9 protein-coding genes and 1 rRNA gene are annotated in these 18741 nt (G+C 64.6%); 1 reads left to right on the top strand and 9 read right to left on the bottom strand.

Features of this window, described 5'->3' with window-relative positions; genetic code table 11:
- Window positions 1–249: 249 nt before the first annotated feature.
- From AC5RVB_RS06370 to AC5RVB_RS06385, 4 genes are all read right to left on the bottom strand, one after another.
- Window positions 250–1778, bottom strand: a 16S ribosomal RNA gene (locus AC5RVB_RS06370).
- A 444-nt stretch (window positions 1779–2222) separates the two neighbouring features.
- Window positions 2223–5954 carry a 1,4-alpha-glucan branching protein GlgB gene (gene glgB / locus AC5RVB_RS06375; protein ID WP_494142249.1) on the bottom strand — a complete coding sequence of 1244 codons (3732 nt, stop codon included), beginning with the start codon at window positions 5952–5954 and terminating at the stop codon, window positions 2223–2225.
- Window positions 5951–7720 (bottom strand): maltose alpha-D-glucosyltransferase, encoded by a 1770-nt coding sequence (treS, locus tag AC5RVB_RS06380; protein ID WP_227905208.1) that lies wholly within the window; start codon window positions 7718–7720, stop codon window positions 5951–5953. Before treS ends, glgB begins: the two co-directional genes overlap by 4 nt.
- Window positions 7720–9771, bottom strand: coding sequence for an alpha-1,4-glucan--maltose-1-phosphate maltosyltransferase (locus AC5RVB_RS06385; RefSeq protein ID WP_494142250.1), 2052 nt, complete (start codon window positions 9769–9771; stop codon window positions 7720–7722). Before AC5RVB_RS06385 ends, treS begins: the two co-directional genes overlap by 1 nt.
- 170 nt (window positions 9772–9941) lie before the next feature.
- Between AC5RVB_RS06385 and glgP the strand changes: the two genes are divergently transcribed.
- Window positions 9942–12566: an alpha-glucan family phosphorylase gene (gene glgP / locus AC5RVB_RS06390; protein ID WP_494142251.1), complete on the top strand. Its 2625-nt coding sequence runs from the start codon at window positions 9942–9944 to the stop codon at window positions 12564–12566.
- 68 nt (window positions 12567–12634) lie between these two features.
- On the opposite strand, the gene glgX is transcribed toward glgP, so the two are convergent.
- The 5 genes from glgX to ispD all read right to left on the bottom strand — a co-directional run bounded on the left by glgX (window position 12635) and on the right by ispD (window position 18695).
- On the bottom strand, window positions 12635–14827 hold the full coding sequence (glgX, locus tag AC5RVB_RS06395) for a glycogen debranching protein GlgX (RefSeq protein WP_494142252.1): 2193 nt from the start codon (window positions 14825–14827) through the stop codon (window positions 12635–12637).
- Window positions 14828–14858: 31 nt separating this feature from the next.
- Window positions 14859–15848 (bottom strand): 23S rRNA (guanosine(2251)-2'-O)-methyltransferase RlmB, encoded by a 990-nt coding sequence (rlmB, locus tag AC5RVB_RS06400; protein ID WP_227905201.1) that lies wholly within the window; start codon window positions 15846–15848, stop codon window positions 14859–14861.
- Window positions 15849–15951: 103 nt separating this feature from the next.
- Window positions 15952–17400, bottom strand: coding sequence for a cysteine--tRNA ligase (gene cysS, locus AC5RVB_RS06405; RefSeq protein WP_290245935.1), 1449 nt, complete (start codon window positions 17398–17400; stop codon window positions 15952–15954).
- Window positions 17401–17433: 33 nt separating this feature from the next.
- Window positions 17434–17931: a 2-C-methyl-D-erythritol 2,4-cyclodiphosphate synthase gene (gene ispF / locus AC5RVB_RS06410; protein ID WP_227905198.1), complete on the bottom strand. Its 498-nt coding sequence runs from the start codon at window positions 17929–17931 to the stop codon at window positions 17434–17436.
- Between the two features lie 2 nt (window positions 17932–17933).
- Entirely contained in the window at window positions 17934–18695 is a 762-nt protein-coding gene (gene ispD, locus AC5RVB_RS06415; RefSeq protein WP_494142253.1) for a 2-C-methyl-D-erythritol 4-phosphate cytidylyltransferase, read from the bottom strand.
- Window positions 18696–18741 lie beyond the last annotated feature (46 nt).

Below are 18741 nucleotides of genomic sequence, written 5' to 3' on the forward strand. Positions count from 1 at the left end.
CGGTCCTGTTGTCTCAGGACCCAACAGTGTGCCAAACGGTCAACCGGCATACCCGCCCGAACCAACGCTTTCCAGGACTCCCCCAAGGGGAAGACCGTACTCACCGATCCGGGCATCACGCCGGCGCCTATCCATTGATATTCCACCCTTGAGCACCCACCGGAGAACAGATGTCTCCGATATGGGCATCTCCTGCAGGAGACACATCCGGCACTGTGGCCGGACATACCGTCCTGAGGTGCTCCTTAGAAAGGAGGTGATCCAGCCGCACCTTCCGGTACGGCTACCTTGTTACGACTTAGTCCCAATCGCCGGTCCCACCTTCGACGGCTCCCTCCCACAAGGGGTTAGGCCACCGGCTTCGGGTGTTACCAACTTTCGTGACTTGACGGGCGGTGTGTACAAGGCCCGGGAACGTATTCACCGCAGCGTTGCTGATCTGCGATTACTAGCGACTCCAACTTCATGAGGTCGAGTTGCAGACCTCAATCCGAACTGAGACCGGCTTTTTGGGATTAGCTCCACCTCACAGTATCGCAACCCTTTGTACCGGCCATTGTAGCATGCGTGAAGCCCAAGACATAAGGGGCATGATGATTTGACGTCGTCCCCACCTTCCTCCGAGTTGACCCCGGCAGTCTCCTATGAGTCCCCGCCATAACGCGCTGGCAACATAGAACGAGGGTTGCGCTCGTTGCGGGACTTAACCCAACATCTCACGACACGAGCTGACGACAACCATGCACCACCTGTAAACCGGCCACAAGTGGGGGACCTGTTTCCAGGTCTTTCCGGTTCATGTCAAGCCTTGGTAAGGTTCTTCGCGTTGCATCGAATTAATCCGCATGCTCCGCCGCTTGTGCGGGCCCCCGTCAATTCCTTTGAGTTTTAGCCTTGCGGCCGTACTCCCCAGGCGGGGCACTTAATGCGTTAGCTACGGCGCGGAAAACGTGGAATGTCCCCCACACCTAGTGCCCAACGTTTACGGCATGGACTACCAGGGTATCTAATCCTGTTCGCTCCCCATGCTTTCGCTCCTCAGCGTCAGTTAATGCCCAGAGACCTGCCTTCGCCATCGGTGTTCCTCCTGATATCTGCGCATTTCACCGCTACACCAGGAATTCCAGTCTCCCCTACATCACTCTAGTCTGCCCGTACCCACTGCAGACCCGGGGTTGAGCCCCGGGCTTTCACAGCAGACGCGACAAACCGCCTACGAGCTCTTTACGCCCAATAATTCCGGATAACGCTTGCGCCCTACGTATTACCGCGGCTGCTGGCACGTAGTTAGCCGGCGCTTCTTCTGCAGGTACCGTCACTTTCGCTTCTTCCCTGCTGAAAGAGGTTTACAACCCGAAGGCATTCGTCCCTCACGCGGCGTCGCTGCATCAGGCTTTCGCCCATTGTGCAATATTCCCCACTGCTGCCTCCCGTAGGAGTCTGGGCCGTGTCTCAGTCCCAGTGTGGCCGGTCACCCTCTCAGGCCGGCTACCCGTCGTCGCCTTGGTGGGCCATTACCCCAACCAACAAGCTGATAGGCCGCGAGTCCATCCAAAACCGCATAAAGCTTTCCACCCCCATGGCATGCGCCAGGAGGTCGTATCCGGTATTAGACCCGGTTTCCCAGGCTTATCCCGAAGTCAAGGGCAGGTTACTCACGTGTTACTCACCCGTTCGCCACTAATCATTCTGTGCAAGCACAGAAGTCATCGTTCGACTTGCATGTGTTAAGCACGCCGCCAGCGTTCATCCTGAGCCAGGATCAAACTCTCCGTAAATGTTTTACAGACACAATGCCGGGGCCAAGGAAAATTGGCCGCCAGGCACTGCACTAAATTCGAAACCGGCTAAAAAAACCGTTCCATACCCACGGGGTGGGCGGACACGGTCGATTCAACCAATCAAAATAAATTGGTATCAATAAACTTGGCACACTATTGAGTTCTCAAACAACAGACTGCTTCCGGCACCGGCAGGCTGATCTGCGAAGATCTAAGCTCTGCGTCGCTCCGGAGCAACTTTTCTATCTTAGCCACACTGACTCGGTGGTGTCAAACCGGCCGTTTGTCCGTCCGGCGAACCGGTAGGAAGACCTGCTTCCCGGACTCACGACTGTTCGATTACCTCGTTCAGCGCGGGTACTAACTCTAGCACGGTTTTCGCCGGGCTGCGCACACCATTAGCGGGGCGCAGCCCGGCGACCCCTGCGGGTAGGGAGATCCTTACTGCTGCGGGACCAGGTACAGCACGCCCAACGGCGGAACCGTCAGGGTGGCGGAGGCCGGCTGACCGTTGCAGGCACCTTCGACGGCGTGGACTACCCCAAGGTTTCCTACCCCGGAACCGCCGAACTCCGCGGCGTCGGTGTTCAGGGCTTCCACCCATTCACCGGCCCACGGCATCCCCACACGGAACTCCTGGTGGGGTGCGCCGGCAAAGTTCGCTATGCACACCAGCGGATTGCCCTGATGATCCCAGCGGATGAAGGACAGGACGTTGTGAGCGCCGTCGTTCTCATTGATCCACTGGAAGCCCGCCGGCTCATTGTCCCGTTCGGAAAGAGCCGGGGTGGCACGGTAGATCTCGTTGAGCTGCTTCACCATCAGCTGTACGCCCTTATGCTGCGGGGTGTCCGTCAGGTACCAGTCCAGCCCGTACTGCTCGGACCACTCCGCCTCCTGGCCGAACTCCGTACCCATAAAGATCAGCTGCTTGCCCGGGTGTGCCCACTGGAACGCCAGGTAGGCGCGGAGGTTGGCGAGCTGCTGCCAGCGGTCACCTGGCATCTTGCGCAGCAGCGATCCCTTTCCGTGCACCACTTCGTCATGGCTGATGGGCAGCAGGAAGTTCTCCGTGTAGGCGTACACCAGTGAGAACGTGAGCTTGGCATGGTGGTAAACCCGGTTGATGGGATCCTCGGCCATGTACTCCAGGGTGTCGTGCATCCAGCCCATGTTCCACTTCAGGCCGAACCCGAGTCCGCCGGTGCTGGTGGGGCGGGTGACGCCCGGAAATGCCGTGGACTCTTCGGCGATCATCACAATGCCCGGGACCCGCTTGTAGGCAGTCGCGTTGACCTCCTGAAGGAAGGAAATGGCCTCGAGGTTTTCCCGCCCGCCAAAGGCGTTCGGGCGCCACTGATCGGCCGGCCGGGAGTAGTCCAGGTACAGCATGGAGGCCACGGCGTCGACGCGCAGGCCGTCAATGTGGAACTCCTCGAGCCAGTACACGGCGTTGGCAACCAGGAAGTTACGCACCTCGCGGCGGCCGTAGTCGAAAATCAGCGTTCCCCAGTCCGGGTGTTCGCCGCGCCAGGGGTCACCGTGTTCGTACAGCGTCTGCCCGTCGAACTTCGCCAGTGCCCACTCGTCCTTCGGGAAGTGCGCCGGCACCCAGTCCAGGATGACGCCGATGCCGGCCTGGTGCAGGGTGTCCACGAGGTAGCGGAACTCATCCGGATGCCCGAACCGTGCTGTGGGGGCGAAGTAGGAGGTGACCTGGTAACCCCAGGAACCGCCGAAGGGGTGTTCGGCCACGGGCATGAATTCCACATGGGTGAAGCCCTGCCACTTGACGTATTCCGCCAGCTGGTCGGCCATTTCCCGGTAGTTCAGCCCGAGGCGCCAGGAGCCCAGGTGCACTTCGTACACACTCATCGGGGAGTTGTGCGGATCCCGGGCCGCGCGGGCTTCCATCCACTCTGCATCGTTGAACTGGTACTTGGACTCGACCACGCGGGAACCGGTCAGCGGAGGTATTTCGGTGCCCTTGGCCATGGGATCGGCCTTTTCGCGCCAGACACCGTCGCTGCCCAGGATTTCGAACTTGTAGCGGGCTCCCGGCTCCACACCGGGCAGGAACAATTCCCAGACGCCCGAGCTGCCCAGCGACCGCATGGCATTGATGGTGCCGTTCCAGGCGTTGAAATCGCCCTTTACCCTGACAGCCTGTGCGTTCGGTGCCCAGACGGCGAAGCTGACGCCGGTGATATCCCCGAGCACTGAGTTGTAGTGGTGCAGGTTGGCGCCCAGCACCGTCCAGAGATTTTCATGCCTTCCCTCGCCGATCAGGTGCAGGTCCATGTCACCCAGCGACGGCAGGAAACGGTACGGGTCATCGAACAGCTGGGGATCCCCGCCGTCGTATGTGACCTCCACCCGGTAGTCAGGGACGGTTCCGGCCGTCCCGGCGGGCAGCGTTCCCACCCAGATTCCGTTGTATTCGTGGCTCAGCGGCACCCGCTGATCGGGGGTGACGGCCGTAACTTCCCGGGCCAGCGGACGCAGGGTGCGGATGGTGACGTTCCCGTGGTCATCCAGGTGCGCCCCGAGGACGGCATGCGGCTGGTAATAACGGCCTTCGGATACTGCCCGCAGGACGTCCTCGGAAACGGGGATTGGCCCGGCCGGGGCCGCGAGGCCGGTTGCTCCGGAATCCTTGGGCGCCTCGGGTTCCGCTGTGGAAGATGCGGCCGGGGACTTGCGGTGCTTATTCACTGTGCTCTCTTCCTGGCTTTCGTCTGCTCGGGCTGCGTTCTCGGCCTGCGCCAGAATGTGGCGGACGGCTGTCACCGGCACGCTGACCCAACGGGGACGGTTTCGCATCTCGTAGACAACTTCGTACAGCGCCTTGTCCAGCCAGAGGGCAAGGAACAAGGGATCGCTGCGGTTGATGGTGGTGCCGGTTTCCTTCTCGTAACCGCGAAGGAAGGCATCCGACGCGGCAGCGGCCCAACGGTACGCGTCCTCGTTGCGCTGCCGGGAATCCGTGTCACCGGCGGCCTCGGGAGCGCCGTCGATCACTGCAACGCCGGCGGCGTAGTCAATGGAACGGAGCATGCCGACGACGTCGCGCAAGGGCGCGTCCGGGACGCTCCGCTCGGCGGCGGGCCTCAGCGGTTCGCCTTCAAAGTCCAGGATGATCCAGCCGCGTTCCGGCGAATGCAGCACCTGGCCCAGATGGTAGTCCGAGTGGATGCGCTGCAGGTTGGGCAGGCTCTGGAGATTCCCCACCTGTTCCAGCAGGTACTCGACGGCGCCGTCATAGGGGCCCACGGTGTCCCGCGCTTCGGCCCAGGCCCAGCGGATCCTGCCGCTCAGGGAGGAAAGGAAGTCTGCGCGTTCCTCCGGCGTGGGCGGACGGCTGCCAAAGGCAGCCGCAAGCTGCTGGTGGATCCTGCCGGTGGCGGCGCCCAGTTCCTCCGCCTCGGTGGTGAAGTCACGGCCCGCCACTGCTGCTGCGGACGCGGTGCGCCAGGCATCCTCACTGCCGGGGAAGAATTCGCGCAGGACCGACAGATGCCCGGTCAGCCAGGTCCCGCCGTCGCCCGGATTCTGCCACGAGCCGGTGACCCACCCGTAGGTAGCCGGGACATCCACGGATCCGACCTCGGTGAGCCGGGCGCTCACCTCGACGTCGGGACTGATCCCGGCGGCAACCACCCGGTAGAACTTCACAATCAGCGGCGCCTCCGGCGCAGTCACGATCACCGAGGTGTTGGACTGTTCCCCCTTGAGCACCTTGGTGGGCAGCGGTTCCGTGAACGGCTCCCAGTCGGGGAACCCGTCCTGCGCCACACCATGGGTATGTCCGTCCAGGGAGGATGCCTGCGAACGCATCATCTCCAGCCAGGCTGTGACGAAAACCGGGTCGGCGGTGGCGTCGTAGAGCCACCGCTCCCCCAGCTCCTCATGATGTGCCCGGCCCAGCAGCGCTGCCTGAAGCTCGGATGCCGGGGCGGACCGGTAACTCACGGGGACGCTGATGACGTCCCTGCGGTCCCCGGAGACGACGGCGATGAGGTGGACTTCCATGCCTACCTCGCCGGCGGGGTCTTCGAGCCGGATCCCGCCCACCCGCTCCAGCAGGACGTCCCGCCCCTTGGCCGGGAACCATCGTTGCCCGGGCAGCCAGGAGGTGAGCAGTTCGGGCAGGGACGGGGTCAGCTGGGTCATTTCCGTGTGGCCTCCGAGATCGGTATGAGGGGGATTGCTTCGGTCTGGGGCGAGGAGGTGTCCGATTTCGTGGAGCGCAGGCGCAGCCAGTAGAAATCGTGGCTGCCCAGGGTCAGGGTCAGCGATCCGTCTTCACCGATGGTGGGGAAGAGCGTCCCGCCGAAGGCGTCGCGCAGGCCGCGGTTGGCGAACTCCGGCAGCTTCATGGTCGCGGAGATCGGATGCTGGGAAAGGTTGAAGATGCACAGCATGGTCTCCCCCACCTCTCCTTCCGGGTTGTTGTCCGGAAGCTCGCGCACGAAGGCCAGTGCTGCCTCGGCGTCGGTCTGGACGTTCCGGTAGGAACCAAGCCCGAAGGCCGGATGCGAGCGGCGGACCATGATCATCTGCCGGATCCAGTGCAGCAGTGAACTGGAGCTGGCCAGCTGCGCCTCCACATTGACGTGGTTGTAGTGGTAGACCAGCGACTGGACTACCGGCAGGTAGAGCTTGCCCGGATCGGCGGTGGAGAACCCGGCGTTGCGGTCGGGGTTCCACTGCATGGGCGTCCGCGAGGAGTCCCTGTCCTCCAGCCAGATGTTGTCCCCCATCCCCAGTTCGTCCCCGTAATACAGGAACGGGCTGCCCGGCAGGGCAAGGAGCATGGCGTGGATGAGCTCGATTTCCGAGCGGGAGTTATCCAGCAGCGGTGCCAGCCTGCGGCGGATGCCGATGTTGGCCCGCATGCGGGAGTCCGGTGCGTACCAGCCGAGCATGGCCTGGCGTTCCTCGTTGGTGACCATTTCCAGCGTCAGCTCGTCATGGTTGCGCAGGAAGGTGCCCCACTGTGCGCCCGGGGGAATGTCCGGGGTCTCCTCCATGGTCTGGATAATCGGTGCGGCCTTCTGGTCCCGAAGCGCGTAGAACAGCCGCGGCATGATCGGGAAGTGGAAGCACATGTGGCACTCGTCGCCGGTTTCGTCGCCGAAGTACTCCACCACTTCGTGCGGCATCTGGTTTGCTTCGGCGATGATCACGCGGCCCGGGTAATTCTCATCCACCATGGTCCGCAGGTCCTTGAGAAACCGGTGCGTGGCGGGGAGGTTTTCGCAGTTCGTTCCGTCTTCTTCGAAGAGGTACGGGATCGCGTCGGCCCGGAAGCCGTCGATGCCCTGGTCCAGCCAGAACTTGACGACGTCGAAGATGGCCTCGACCACTTTGGGATTCTCGAAGTTCAGGTCCGGCTGGTGGCTGAAGAACCGGTGCCAGAAGAACTGCCGGCGGACCGGATCGAAGGTCCAGTTGGACTCCTCGGTGTCCACGAAGATGATCCGTGCATCCTCATACTTGTCATCCGTGTCGGACCAGACGTAGAAGTCGCCGTAGGGGCCGTCCGGATCGTTGCGGGATTCCTCAAACCACGGGTGCTTGTCCGAAGTGTGGTTCAGCGGCAGGTCGATGATGACGCGCAGGCCCCGGGCGTGGGCTTCTGCCACGAGGCGCTTGAAGTCACTGATGGTGCCGAACTCGTCCAGGACGTCGTAGTAGTCGGAGATGTCGTAGCCGCCGTCGCGCAGGGGCGACTTGAAGAACGGCGGCAGCCACAGGCAGTCGATTCCCAGCCACTGCAGGTAGTCCAGTTTTTCGATCAGGCCGCTGAAGTCACCTGACCCGTCCCCATTGGCGTCCGCGAAGCCGCGGACGAGTACCTCATAGAAAACGGCTTTGCGGTACCAATGCGGATCATTGGTCAAGCCGGGTGCGTGCAGTTGAAACGGGTTGGGCACTAGGAGTTCCTCCGAACTGACAGGATGTGCGCGGGTTCAAAGTGGGCGTCGAGCCGGACGTAATTGTGTGCTCCCCAGCGCCAGCTTTGTCCGCTGATCAGGTCATCCACCCAGAAGGTGCCGTCTTCATTCAGGTCCCTGGGGTCCAGCTGAAGGGCGTCCAGGTTGAGCGAGACAGTGGATTCGCGGGCGCTGTGGGGGTCCACGTTAACCACAATAATCAGGGTGTCCCTGCTGCTCGGATCCCCCGGACGTGTCTCCTTGTGCTTGGAATACACCACGGTGGCCTCATCGGTGCTGCTGTGCACGGTGAGGTTTTCCAGGTCGCCCAGGGCGGGATGCGCCCGCCTGATTTCGTTCAGCCGGGTGATGTACGGGGCCAGGCTGCGGCCCTCTGCTTCGGCCGCTGCGAAGTCGCGCTGCTTGTATTCGAACTTCTCGTTGTCGATGTACTCCTCGGCACCTGGACGGGCCACGTGTTCGAAGAGCTCGAAGCCCGCGTAGACGCCCCAGAGCGGGCTCCCGGTGGAGGCCAGCACGGAACGGATCTTGAACGCTCCGGGGCCGCCGTACTGCAGGAACTCGGTGAGGATGTCCGGGGTATTTACGAAGAAATTCGGGCGGAAAAACGCCGAGGATTCGTGGGAGATTTCGGTGAAATAGTCCTCGATTTCCTTTCTGGTGTTCCGCCACGTGAAGTAGCTGTAGGACTGCTGGAACCCGGCCTTCGCCAGCGCATGCATCATGGGCGGCCGGGTAAAGGCCTCCGCGAGGAAGATCACGTCCGGATGCTCCTCGTTAACCGTGGCGATCAGCCATTCCCAGAACCGCAGCGGTTTTGTATGCGGGTTATCGACCCGGAAAATACGGACGCCGTGGCTTATCCACAGCCGCACAATCCGCAGGATTTCACGGGACAGGCCCTCATAGTCATTGTCGAAGTTCAGCGGGTAGATGTCCTGGTACTTCTTTGGCGGGTTCTCCGCGTAGGCAATGGTGCCGTCCACGCGGGTGGTGAACCACTCCGGATGGCTGGCCACCCAGGGGTGGTCGGGTGAGGCCTGCAGGGCCAGGTCAATGGCAACCTCGAGGCCCAGCTCCCTGGCGGTGTCCACGAAGGCGTCGAAATCCTCGAACGTCCCCAACTCGGGGTGGATGGCGTCATGGCCGCCCTCTGCCGCGCCGATTGCCCAGGGCGAGCCCGGATCCTGCGGACCTGCCACCAGGGTGTTGTTCGGGCCCTTGCGGTGTGTGGTGCCGATCGGGTGAATCGGCGGCAGGTAGATGACGTCAAAAGCCATATCCGCCACGCGCTGCAGGCTTCGGGCGGCGGTCCGGAAGTTTCCGGAGGTCCACTCACGGGTGGAGGGGTTGAACTCTGCGCCTTCGGACCGGGGGAAGAACTCGTACCAGGCACCGCGGCCGGCCAGCTCCCGTTCCACCCGGATCGGGAAGCGGTCGGAGCTGGTCACCAGCTCGCGGATGGGATCCCGCTCCAGCACGGTCCGGACGGCGTCTGTCCCGGCGGCGGCCAGGCGTTCCTGGACCTCGAGGCCGGTGTCCGCGAGCGCGGAGGCAGCGCTCCGCAGAATGTCGGCGTCGGTGCCGGTGCGTTCGTCAGCGGCAGCACTGAAGAGCAGGTGGCCTTCCGTCAGCATGACCTCGACGTCCACGCCGGCGGCAATCTTGACCTCGGCATTGTGGTGCCAAGTGGCGTAAACATCCGCCCAGCCTTCCACCGCGAAACTCCAGTTGCCGGTGCCCTCCGGACGCAGCATGCCTTCCCACCGGTCCAGGCCCAGGCCCACCGGGTGCATTCTGTTCCGCTGTACAACGTTTCCCTCGGGGTCATAAAGGACGGCGCTGGCCCCTACCAGGTCATGCCCCTCGCGGAACACGGTGGCGCCGATAATCAGGTCTTCTCCGGGCACCGCCTTGGCGGGGAATCGGCCGTAATCGAGAACCGGGGACACATTGGTGATCGGAATCCGGCCAAACCGCAGGTCCTTTGAGGGCAGATCTTCTGGTGTCAATGCGCTGGATGTGGTCACAGACTAGACGTTAGCGAGATTTCGGACAGAATGCTAAGGCAACGTACTTTTTCCCGTATCGCCGCAGGTCGGCATCGGTTTGCCGGGGTTTTCAAGACACCTGACCAATTCGCCGTTTTTTGTCCGTCATTTCGGTTTGCCCGGCCGGTATGTGCGCTAGCGTAGCCCGGGTGAAGGCAATCCGCAGATTTACCGTCCGAACTGTCCTCCCAGCCAGCATTGCCCCTCTGGGCCGGCTGGCGTCGAACCTGCGCTGGTCCTGGCACCAGCCCACGCTTCGACTATTCGAGAGCCTTGATCCCCAGGCCTGGCGCTCCAGCGGCGGTGACCCGGTCAAGCTGCTGGGTACGGTCAGCAGGGACAAGCTGGAAGCCATCGCACGCGACGAGCACCTGGTCTCCGTCATCTCCGACCTCGGCAGGGACCTGGACCATTACCTCAACGAGCCGCGCTGGTACCAGGGCCTCGGCGAGGATGCTCCCCAGTCGATCGCCTATTTCTCCCCTGAGTACGGGATCAGCGCGGTACTCCCCCAGTACTCGGGCGGCCTGGGCATCCTGGCCGGCGACCATTTGAAGGCTGCCTCTGATCTGGGGCTGCCGCTGGTGGCAGTGGGACTGCTTTACAAGGCGGGGTACTTCAAGCAGGCACTGTCCCGCGACGGCTGGCAGCTGGAGACCTACCCGGTGCTGGATCCCAACGGGCTGCCGCTGACCCTGCTCCGTGAAGAGGACGGCACCCCGGCAAAGATCACCCTGCCGCTGCCGGACAACCGCCAGCTCTCCGCACAGATCTGGCGCGCCGACGTCGGGCGTGTGCCGCTGCTGCTGCTGGACTCCGATGTCATCGGCAGCGACGACGCCGCCCGCGGCATCACCGACCGCCTGTACGGCGGAGGCGGTGACCACCGGCTGCAGCAGGAACTGCTGCTGGGGATGGGCGGGGTCAAGGCCCTGCGCGTCTATCAGCGCCTCACCGGAGCCCCGGCGCCCGAGGTGTTCCACACCAACGAGGGCCACGCCGGATTCCTGGGCGTGGAACGGATCCGCGAACTCATGGACCAGGGCATGACGTGGGAGGAAGCCCTGACGGTTTCCCGCGCTTCCACGGTGTTCACCACGCACACCCCGGTGCCTGCCGGCATTGACCGCTTCGAGCAGGCCCAGATCCGCCACTTCCTGAACGCCGGCCTGGCGCAGTCCGTTCCTACCGACAGGATCCTGGGACTGGGGGCCGAAAACTACGACGGCGGGGATCCGTCCAAGTTCAACATGGCAGTGATGGGGCTGCGGCTGGCGCAGCGGGCCAACGGTGTGGCCAAACTGCACGGGGAAGTTTCCCGGGAGATGTTCTCCGGCCTGTGGCCGGGTTTCGATGTCTCGGAAGTGCCCATCACCTCGGTAACCAACGGCGTGCACGTTCCCACCTGGGTTGACCCGGCGGTCACCGAGCTTGCCAGCGAGAAGTTCGGCGTCGCCACCGTGCATGACCGCGACTGGGGCCGGGCCTATGAGATTGAGGACGGGGACCTCTGGGACCTGCGGCGGAAGCTGCGCAGCAACCTGGTGGAGGACGTCCGGCAGCGGGTGAAGCACGCCTGGCGCAAGCGCGGCGCCTCCGACGCGGAGCTGGCGTGGACGGATAACGTGCTGGACCCGGACGTACTGACCATCGGTTTTGCCCGCCGGGTGCCCACCTACAAGCGGCTGACGCTTATGCTACGGGATCCGGCCCGGCTGAAGGCCCTGCTGCTGCATCCCACCCGGCCAATCCAGGTGGTGGTGGCAGGAAAGTCGCACCCGGCCGATGAACAGGGCAAGAAGATGATCCAGGACCTGGTCCGCTTCACTGACGATCCCGAGGTCCGCCACCGGATTGTTTTCCTCCCCAACTACGACATAGCGATGGCACGCACCCTGTTCCCGGGGTGTGACGTCTGGCTGAACAATCCGCTGCGGCCGCTGGAAGCATCGGGGACCTCCGGGATGAAATCCGCCATCAACGGCGGGCTGAACCTGTCCATCCTCGACGGGTGGTGGGACGAGATGTATGACGGCAACAACGGCTGGGCCATCCCCTCCGCCAACCCCAGCAAGGGAACCCGCACCCGGGAGGTGTACAACGCGGACCAGCGCGACGACATCGAGGCTGCGGCCCTCTACGACCTGCTGGAAAACGCCGTCGGCCCCCTGTTCTACGGGACCGAGCCGCCGGCCGAGGCCGGTGCCGCCGGACCGTCCGATCCGTCCGCAGATTCCCTGCCTCATGAGTGGCTGGAAATGGTGAAGCACACGCTGGCGGATCTGGGCCCGAACGTGTCTGCATCCCGGATGCTCAAGGACTACGTCAACCGGCTCTACCGCCCCGCCAGTTCAAGTGGCCGGGCCATGTCCGCGAACGGATATGCCGCCGCGAAGGATCTGGCCCTGTGGATTACCCGGGTCCGTGGCGGTTGGTCAACGGTGCAGGTGGAACATGTGGATTCGGTGGGTATCAGCGAAAACCCGCAGATCGGTGACAGCCTGACCGTACTGGCCTACGTATCCCTGGGATCGCTGCGTCCCGAGGACGTGAGCGTGGAAGCCGCCTACGGCGTGGTGCTGGAAAACGACAGGATCAGCGAGCACCACCTGCAGGAACTGTCCCCGGCCGAAGACCTGGGCTCCGGCCGGCACCTGTTCAAGGGCACCATTCGGATTGAGCAGGCAGGGCCGTTCGGCTACACCGTGCGGGTACTGCCCACACACTCAGGCCTGGCATCCAAGGCTGAACTGGGACTCGTGGCCAACGCCTAACGGCTGCTGCCGGGGCGCGGCGCAATGTGCCGACGTCCCGGCCCGACCCGGCGAAAGGAAAACCGGGGCTAGGCGCGGTAGAAACTCACCGAGTTCGCCGGAACGGTATCCGTATCCCCGGCCCGGAGCAGTGCGCCGCGGCGGCTCTCATCCCCCGGGACAAATCCGGTGGAGAACAGGAGCTGATATCCCCGCTCGGTAGTGTCGGGATCTGGACTGTGGGGATCTTCGGTGTGGGGATCCGCGCTGTCGGGATCCACTGTCTCCGGGTCGATGCCGGCGTCCCGGCGAGCCGCGGACAAGGCGGCAGCATCCGGCAGCCTGATCTCCGCATCGGAAAGGCCGCCGTTGAGGACTATGGTTCCGTTCACGTTCCCGTCGCCCGAGCCGATCAGCACCTGCACCAGCCGGCAGGTTGGATCATTCCAGCGTTCCGGGGTCATCGGCCGGCCGTCCCGGTCAAACCAGAGCAGGAAGGACTGCCGCGGGTCCGCCGGGAACCGGTAGGGCTGGCCGGCCAGGTATTCACGGCGCAGGCGCAGCAGTGTCCGTGTGGTTGAGAGCATCCGCCGGCCGTCGTCGTCCAGGTCCCAGTGCAGCCAGGAGATTTCATTGTCCTGGCAGTAGGCGTTGTTGTTTCCCCGCTGGGTGCGGCCGCGTTCGTCCCCCGCGGTAATCATGGGCACACCAAGGGACATGGTGAGCGTTGCCATGAGGTTGCGGGCGGTCAGTGCGCGGGCGGCGTTGATCCGTTCATCATCGACGGGCCCTTCGGCGCCGTGGTTGTAGCTGCGGTTTTCTCCGGTTCCGTCCCGGTTCTCTTCCCCGTTGGCCTCATTATGCTTGCGCTCAAACCTGGTCAGGTCCGCAAGGGTAAACCCGTCGTGGGCGGTGACGAAGTTGACGGACGCCAGCGGGGTCCGGCCCGATTCGGCAAACAGATGGGCTGATCCGGCCAGGGCGCCGGCAATGCGGGCCAGGGATCCGCCCTCGCGCCCACCGGCCATCGCCGCCTGGTCACAAAGCCAGAAGTCCCGGACGATGTCACGGAAATGGTCATTCCAGTCAGCCCAGCCCGGCGGGAACCTGCCGGTCTGCCAGCCGTCCGGCCCGAGGTCCCACGGCTCGGAAATGAGTTTTACGTCCTGCAGGACGGAGTCCGCCGCCACTGCCACCAGGAAGGGATGGCGCGGATCGAACCTGCCTTCGGCGTTGCGGCACAGGGTGGGAGCCAGATCGAAGCGGAAGCCGTCCACCTGGTATTCCTGCACCCAGTAACGCAGTGAGTCCAAGGCAAGCTGGACAACGCGCGGCTCGCTGAAATCCAGGGTGTTGCCGCAGCCTGTGGTGTCCACGTACTCGCCGCCGGCTCCGTGCCGGTAGTAGACGGCGTCGCCTAGTCCCCGCCAGCTTAGGGCCGGCTGCTCGGCACGGCCCTCGGCGGTGTGGTTGTAGACCACATCCAGGATCACTTCGATGCCGGCCTCGTGCAGGGATTTCACCATGGCCTTCACTTCATCCTGAACGGCCTTGGCACCGGCCTTCCGTGCGGCTTCGGTGGCGTAGCCGGTGTGGGGCGCGAAGAAGCCCAGGGTGTTGTAGCCCCAGTAGTTGCTTAGCCCCAGTTCCTGCAGATGCTGCTCGTCGATGTGGAAATGCACGGGCAGCAGCTCCACCGCGGTGATGCCCAGGTCCCTGAGGTATTCCACCATGGCCGGATGGCCCATGCCGGCGTAGGTTCCACGGAGTTCTTCCGGGATGCCGGGGTGCAGCATGGTCTGCCCGCGGACATTGGCCTCATAGATCACCGTGTCCCGCCATGGGGTGTGCGGGCGCTGCGAATTACCCCAGTCAAAACCGCTGCCGGTGTAGACGGAAAAATAAAGCGGTTCCGCGCCGGGTGAGTCGGTTTCCTCAATGCCGCGCCCATAGGGGTCCAGCAGCAGCTGGAATGTGCCGGGTTCGCCGGGAAGCTGCTGCCCTCGGGGCCAGAATCCGTACCGGTGGCCGTGCCTGAGTCCGTGAACCCGCCCGTGGTGGACGCCGGGCACCGTGTCCACCAGCGGCGCCGAAGCCCAGGCGCCGGGGGCGGTCTCGAAGTACACGTCCACCTCCGGCAGGCCGGGGGCGTAGACGGACACGTTAACGGCACCGGGGACGTCAGGCACACCGGGAACGGTATGCCTGACACCCAGGGGAAAGGGCCGCGAGTCCCGCTGTGATGCGGTGCCCGCGGCAGTTCCGGTGATCACGTGCGCCATGCTGCCCTTCGCTGCCCTGGCTCCGTCCGGATCAGGCGGAGCGCTGCCGGGAAATCTCGTACAGAGTGATACCGACAGCCATGGAGGCGTTGAGGGACTCCATGGCGGAGTCGATCGGGATGGAGACAATCTGGTCGCAGTTCTCGCGGACCAGGCGGGACAGGCCCTTGCCCTCGGAACCGACCACAATGCAGATCGGTTCCTTGGCGAGCACAATCGACGGCAGCGAGACATCGCCGTCGCCGTCCAGTCCGAGGACAAAAATGCCCATCTTCTTGAACGTCTTCAGCGTGTTGTTCAGGTTGCCGGCCCGGGCTACCGGGACACGGACGGCCGCGCCGGCGCTGGTCTTCCAGGCTGAGGCGGTCACGCCCACGGCGCGGCGTTCCGGCACAATCACGCCGTGCGCGCTGAAAGCGGAAGCCGAGCGGATGATCGCACCGAGGTTGCGCGGATCCGTGATGCCGTCCAGGGCCACAAAGAGCGGCGCGTTGCGGATGTGCCCCTTCTTCCAGGCCTCGAGGGTCTCGGAGGCAAGGTCGGTGGGATCGGCATATTCGTACGGCGGGATCTGCAGGACCAGGCCCTGGTGCACGGCCTCGTTGGTCATGCGGTCCAGTTCGGGCTTGTGCGTCTCCATCACCGGCAGGCCGCGCTCGGCGGCCATCTTCAGGGATTCACGGACACGGTCATCCATGTCGATGCGCACGGCAACGTGCAGGGCCTTCGCCGGGATGCCTGCCCGCAGTGCCTCCACCACGGAGTTGCGGCCCGTGACAACCTCTTCGGCAACCTTGCCGCGGACGTTGGTGCCGCTGCGGCCGCCGGCGCGGGCGTCAGTGCGCTTGGCGGCGGAGCGCTCGGAAAGCTGCTTGTTCTTGAACGCCTTGTGGTACGGGCGGTCTTCAGCCTTGGGTGTGGGGCCCTTACCCTCGAGGGCCTTGCGGCCGAGCCCGCCGGTACCGCCGCTGGGACCCTTCTTGGCTTTGCGCATTGCGCCGGGACGTCCATTGTTGGCCATCGGTTACACCTTTACTAGAAGAAAGCATTCTCTTCCAGTTTACGCAGGCTGCAGCCCGGTTGGCGGACAGCGGCCGGACACTGCCCCAAAGCCGGGCAGGACTTTAGCCAACACTCCAGGTTGCGCCGTCGGCAGTGTCCTCCACGGTGATCCCGGCTGCTGCCAGGGAATCCCGGATCGCATCGGCCCGTGCCCAGTCCTTTTCGGCGCGGGCCTGCCGGCGCTCGGACAGGCGCTCCTGTACCAGGGCGTCCAGGGCGGCGTCCGCCGGGCCCGATGCTGCTGCTGCCCCGGCCGTGTCATCCAGGCCCAGGACGGAGGTCATGGTCAATACCGCATGGAGCGCCTTCTGCACGGCGTCTTTGTTGTCCTCGGCAAGGGCGGTGTTTCCGGCGCGGACGGTCTCGTGCAGCACGGCCAGCGCCTGCGGCACGTTCAGGTCATCATCCATGGCGGCAGCGAAGGCGTCGGGCATGGCGCGGCTGTCCAGGACAAAGCCGAAGTCCCCGGTCCCGTAGACCTTTGCCTGCGCCTTGCTGATGAACCCGTCAATGCGCTCGACGGCGGCGGCCGCCTCCTGCAGCGAGGTGGGCCGGTAGTCCAGCACGGAGCGGTAGTGGGCCTGGCCAAGGTAGTACCGGACCACCCGGGGGCTGGCCTGGGCCAGCATCTGCTCGGGGCTGACGGTGTTGCCGATGGACTTGGACATCTTCTCGCCTTCGAAGGTGACCATCCCGTTGTGCATCCAGAAGTTGGCGAAGCCGTGGCCGGCGGCCTGGGACTGCGCCATTTCGTTTTCGTGGTGCGGGAAGCGAAGATCCAGCCCGCCGCCGTGGATATCGAACTCGGTGCCGAGGTACTTGGTGACCATCGCGGAGCACTCCAGGTGCCAGCCGGGCCGTCCACGTCCCCACGGGCTGTCCCAGGCTGCCGTTTCCGGCTCGCCTTCCTTATGCCCCTTCCACAGGGCGAAGTCCCGCGGATCGCGCTTGCCGCGCGGACCGGCGTCGGGCGCTGCCTGCATATCGTCAATGCTCTGGTGCGTGAGGGAACCGTATTTCTCCCAGGAGCGCACGTCAAAGTACACGTCACCGGAATCATCCAGCGCCGGGTAGGCGTGGCCCCGTTCGATCAGGGTGGCGATCAGTGCGTGCATTTCGGGGATGTGGCCGGTGGCCCGCGGCTCGTAGGTGGGCCGCTGCACACCGAGGGTGTCGTAGGCGCGGGCAAATTCCTGCTCGTAGCGGTAGGCAAGGGCCCACCACGGTTCGTCCGGGACAACGCCGTCGCCCGGCTGCGCCCCTACGGAATCGGCGGCCTTGGCCAGGATCTTGTCGTCAATATCCGTCACATTGCGCACTACGGTCACAGCCAGGCCGCGGTAGCGGAGCCAGCGGGTGAGCTGGTCGAAGGCGATCGCCGAACGGATGTGCCCTACGTGCGGCAGTCCCTGCACGGTGGCACCGCAGTAGTAGAGGCTGGCCTTGCCTTCCACCAGGGGAACGAAGTCCCGGACCTGCGCTGTTGCCGTGTCATAGAATCTCAAGCTCACTGCTCTAGGCTAGCGGAAACCCCGCGCGTGCAGTCAGTTGCCGGCTGCAGCCAACGGGGCAACGACGGCGGTGGCCACCGCGGCGATTCCCTCGCCCCGGCCGGTGAAGCCCAATCCGTCGGTGGTGGTGGCGGATACGCTGACCGGTGCGCCGGCTGCCTCGCTGAGGACTGCTTCGGCCTGGGCCCTGCGGGGACTGAACTTCGGCCGGTTGCCGATCAGCTGGACTGCGATGTTGCCGATCTCAAACCCGGCGTCGCGGACAATCCGCGCCGCTTCAGCCAGCAGGACCGTCCCCGGGGCGCCGGCATATTCCGGCCGGTCCGTGCCGAAGTGCGTGCCAAGATCTCCCAGCCCTGCGGCGGAGAACAGGGCATCGGCTGCCGCATGGGCCACCGGATCGCCGTCGGAGTGCCCCGCGAGTCCGCGTTCACCCTCCCAGAGCAGGCCGGCAACCCACAATGGTCGCGGGGCGTCCTCGGGGGCGAAGGCATGGACATCAACGCCGATACCGGTTCGGGGCAGAACCATGGTCATTCCTTTCCGCGGTGGCCGCCGGCAAGGATCGCTTCCGCGAGCACCAGGTCCAACGGTGTGGTGATTTTCAGGGACAGCTGAGAGCCGTCAACCACATAAACCCCGACGCCAAGGGACTCGGCCAGCATCGCGTCATCCGTGACGGCGGCGGCCTGCTCCGGTCCGAAGGACAGTGCGGCATCATGTGCGCGGCGCAGCAGGTCCGCGTCGAAGCCCTGCGGGGTCTGCACGGCGCGCAGCCGGGAACGGTCCGGTGTACCGGTGACCTGCCGGGCGGCAATCGCGTCCTGCGGTGCCGGAACGGGTGCGGTCTCCTTCACCGTGTCAACCACGGGCACTGCCGGAATCACTGCCCGGGCGCCGGCGGCCAGTGCTGCGGCCACCCGGTGGAAAACCTCGGGGGGCGTCAGTGCGCGGGCTGCGTCGTGGACGAGCACTGCATCCAGGTCCGTTGGCAGGACAGCCAGCGCGGCCCGCACGGATTCGGGCCGGGTGGCACCGCCGTCGACCGCCGTGACGGTGCCGGCAAACTCATCGGCGGCGCAGATGCTGCGCATCAGGGTGTCCCCGGCGGGTACGGCGACGGCGACGGCCGCTGCCAGCTCTGCGGCCTGCACCGCGCGCAGCGCGTGAACGAGCATTGGTTCGCCGGCCAGGGGGACCTGGGCTTTGGGCACGCCGTAGCCAAGGCGCTGGCCGGAGCCGCCGGCCACCACAATGACGCCGATGCGCGGCCGGGAATTGGTAGGTGAAGGCACGGTTCCAGCCTAATGCCCCGCTAACGGGGCTTAAAACAACAATTGC

The organism is Arthrobacter sp. Y3225209 (genome assembly GCF_059090685.1).

What these genes read in the sequence shown, in the direction of transcription:
- ispF (WP_227905198.1), bottom strand. Translation starts at nt 17,931, where the DNA reads ATGGTTCTGCCCCGAACCGGTATCGGCGTTGATGTCCATGCCTTCGCC.
- glgB (WP_494142249.1), bottom strand. Translation starts at nt 5,954, where the DNA reads ATGACCCAGCTGACCCCGTCCCTGCCCGAACTGCTCACCTCCTGGCTG.
- glgX (WP_494142252.1), bottom strand. Translation starts at nt 14,827, where the DNA reads ATGGCGCACGTGATCACCGGAACTGCCGCGGGCACCGCATCACAGCGG.
- rlmB (WP_227905201.1), bottom strand. Translation starts at nt 15,848, where the DNA reads ATGGCCAACAATGGACGTCCCGGCGCAATGCGCAAAGCCAAGAAGGGT.